Origin of the sequence: Mesorhizobium sp. M7A.F.Ca.CA.003.01.2.1, from assembly GCF_003998945.1 — a bacterium.
Taxonomy (GTDB): domain Bacteria; phylum Pseudomonadota; class Alphaproteobacteria; order Rhizobiales; family Rhizobiaceae; genus Mesorhizobium; species Mesorhizobium ciceri.
On the sequence record NZ_RZRA01000620.1, the window covers coordinates 1 to 3,454 of the forward strand.

Annotated in this window: 3 protein-coding genes; all 3 read right to left on the reverse strand. The window is 64.0% G+C overall.

The features are described from left to right. On the reverse strand, positions 1-391 hold a 391-nt coding region (locus tag EN969_RS22385; RefSeq protein WP_164758417.1), incomplete at its 3' end, for an ABC transporter permease. A gap of 222 nt (positions 392-613) precedes the next feature. Further along, the gene (locus tag EN969_RS22395; RefSeq protein ID WP_027161803.1) at positions 614-2,143 is read right to left on the reverse strand and encodes an ABC transporter substrate-binding protein; all 1,530 of its coding nucleotides are present in this window, start codon (positions 2,141-2,143) and stop codon (positions 614-616) included. 110 nt (positions 2,144-2,253) lie between these two features. Then, the coding region (locus EN969_RS22400) for an NAD(P)/FAD-dependent oxidoreductase (protein ID WP_164758418.1) at positions 2,254-3,454 on the reverse strand (1,201 nt) is incomplete at its 5' end.

Below are 3,454 nucleotides of genomic sequence, written 5' to 3' on the forward strand. Positions count from 1 at the left end.
CCTGGACCGCCGTGCCGCGTTCGCGCGCGCCGATGATTGCCGTCGTGCCGCCGAGCGCCACCGCCATCACAAGCGCGACGATGGCAAGCTCCAGCGTCGCTGGCAGCCGGTTGAAGACGAGACCCAGCACATCCTGCCTGAGCGAAATCGAGGTGCCGAAATCGCCCCTGGCGACGCCTGACAGCCAGATGAAGAATTGCTGCACGATGGTCTTGTCGAGGCCGTAGAGCGCTCGCAGCCGGGCAATGTCGGCATCCGTAGCACCAGGCGGCAGCATCATGGCGATCGGATCGCCGGGCGCGACGCGGATCACGACAAAGACGACGACGGCCACGCCGAACAGCGTGATCAGCATCGTCAGCAGACGGATCAGGAATCTTTGCAGGAGCATTCTGGCGTAGGCCTAATGCGTTTCGGTGACTGATGGAACGAAGACCCCTCATCCGGCCGCTTCGCGGCCACCTTCTCCCCGAGGGGAGAAGAGGTCGCTGACGGCTGAGCCGGTCTCTTCTCCCCAGCGGGGAGAAGGTGGCCCGAAGGGCCGGATGAGGGGGCCTGCGCAAGTTGGGAGAAGGCATGCCGGCTTTGCGACAGCGCGCCTTTCTCGACTCTCTCAGGCCGGGGTCATCAGGGCCGGCAGCAGCGCGCCCGACACATGCTGAACCACATTGACGCCCTTGGCATGGACGATGGGCTGCGCATACTGCATCAGCGGCAGCACATAGGCCTGCTCGGCGATGTATTTGTCGACAGCCTTCCAGCCGGCGATGCGCTTGGCCTCGTCCTTCTCGCCCCACAGCGGGTTGATCATGTCGATCAAATCCTGGCTGTCCCACACCGAATGCGGGCTCGGGCCGTACATGGCAAAGCCGGTCGAGGTGGTCGGATCGCCGATGGCGTTGCCCCAGTTGTAGAAGGCGGCCGGCGCCAGCTTATCGGCGGCGCGCAGTTCGTAGTGCTTTGCGATCTCGTAGACCTCGATCGTCGCCTCGATGCCGACCTTGCGCCACATGCCGACGATCGCCTGGATCATCTCATAGTCCTTGGGCTTGAAGCCCTTGGTCGTCTGGATGGTGAACTTGACCGGCTTTTCCGGCGAATAGCCGGAGGCAGCCAGCAATTCCTTGGCCTTTTCCGGATTGTGCTCGACCTTGATCGACGCGTCGTAGGATGCGTATTCCGGCGTTTCCAGCGTATCGATCGGCTGTCCGTAGCCGCGCAGCAGGCGATCGACCAGCAGCTTCTTGTCGACGGCCATCACGGCGGCCTGACGGACGTTCTTGTCCAGCATCGCCTCGATGTCGTTGAAGAAGATCATGCCGATGTCGGAAACGTTCTTGCACGAGCCGGCCAGCCCGTCCTTGGCGATCAGCCGGTCATACTCCTCGTAGGGGATTTCGAGCGTCACTTGCGAGGAGCCGGATTCGATCTCGGCGACGCGGCTTGCCGCGTCGGCGACGAACTTGATCGTCACATTCTCGAAGGCCGGCTTGCCGCCCCAGTAGTTCGGGTTTGCCTTGAGCCGCAGGAAAGCGTTGCGCTCGAACTTTTCCACCATGTAGGGGCCGGTGCCGATCGGCGCCTTCTCGAAACCTTCGGCGCCGACCTTCTCGTAATAGGCCTTCGGCATGATGTAGCCGGTCAGGAACGACATCCATTTGAAATAGACCGGGTCGAACTGCACGACGTCGCCGGTGATCTTGTTGCCGTCGATCTTGAAGTTGTTGACGTTCTTCCAGACGAACTGGATCGGGTTGCCGGTCTTTTCGTCGCCTGCCCGCTGTAGCGACCAGACGACGTCCTCGGCCGTGAACGGCGAGCCGTCATGCCAGGTCACGCCTTCGCGCACCGTCATCATGATCTTCGTGCGGTCGTCGTTCCAGCCCCATTCGGTGAGCAGGCCCGGCGCGAAGGACAAATCGGGCTTCTGCGGGATGAACTGGTCGAATACCGACTGGTAAAGCCCCTGGATCGTCGGGTTGACGGCCGAGGGTCCGGTGGTCGGATCCCAGGATGGCAGGTTGACATTGTAGGCGATGGTCAGTTCGCCGGCAGCCGCCCTAGCGATCTGCGGCAGGCCGACGGCGGCCACCCCGAGTGCCGCGGCGCTGTATCCGAGCAATTCCCGTCTGTTGATTGTCATGGTCGTTCCCCTTGTTGGTTTTGTTTCTGCGCGGCGTCTTCAGGTCATTGGTTCAGGCTTCTTGGGCAGCAGCGCCTTGCCCCTCGTAGCCTCAAGGAAATCTCCGGCTCCTACCTCCCGCCAAGCTGTTGTGCGAGCATGAAGCCCGACGCCGCACCGGTGCCGGCGCCCGGCCATGTCGCGGCTCCAGTGAGGTGCAGATGCGCCACCGGCGTGTTCCAGCCGGCATAGTTGCGCGCCGGGCGGAATAAAAAGTTCTGCGCCAGATGATGGCTGCCGCAGACCTGGTCGCCACCGACGAGATTCGGGTTCTCACGCTCGAGGTCGATGGGCGAGAAGACGGCGCGGCCGAGAATCTTGTTGCGCAGGCCGGGCGCATAGGTCTCGATGATGTCGAGGACACGGTCTGCGTAGACCTCCTTCACCTTGTCCCAATGGTCCGGTGCGATCTTGCCGGCGGCATCGCCCAGGATTTCGGCCGGCAGCATGCGCACTTGCACCCACAGCACATGCTTTCCCTGAGGCGCCCGCGACGGGTCGATCGCCGTCGGCTGGCCGACCACCAGCACAGGCTCGTCCGGCAGCATGCCCGCCATGGCCTGCTGATAGGTGCGCGACATGGCGTCGAGCGACGGCGACAGATGCACATAGGCGAACTGCCGAAGCTCCGCTCCGGCACGCCAATCCGGCAAATCGTCCAGCGCCAGGTGGATCATCATCGTGCCTGGCGCATGGCGGAATTTCTGCATCGCCGTGTCGAAGCCGGCGTCGCCCGAACCATTGGGCAGCAGCTTGCCCGTCAGCGCCTTGGGCGCGACGCCGGCAATGACTGCCCTGGTGGCGGTATGCGTCTCGCCCGAAGCGAGCCGTACGCCGGTCGCCTTGCCGGCCGAAACGGTGATCTCGGCGACTTCGGCGCCGGTGACGATCTTGCCGCCGGCGGAGGTCGCCATGCCAGAGAGGGCACGGATGATGGTGTCGGCGCCGCCCTTGCCCAGCACCATGCCGAAACTCTGGTTGGCCATCGATTCCAGATAGGGGAAAACCGCACCGCCGGCGATATCCGGGGCGAAGTCGAGATGCATGCCCCAAGTGGCGAGCGTTGCCCTGATATGCGGCGACTCGAAAGTTTCCTCCAGCCAGGCGCGGGGTGAGGACAGCAGCAGCCGGCCCGTATCGAGCGCTCCGGACATGCCCTTCTTGCGCCACAGGTTCCACGCCGTGCCGGCAAGCGCGCGGGCACTCATCGGCGAACCCAGCAGCCGGAACAGGTGTTCGGCCTCCGCCGGGAAGGCGGCGACCAGCCTGCGC

Coding starts and splice junctions, on each gene's coding strand:
- EN969_RS22395 (WP_027161803.1), bottom strand. CDS start 2,143: ATGACAATCAACAGACGGGAATTGCTCGGATACAGCGCCGCGGCACTC.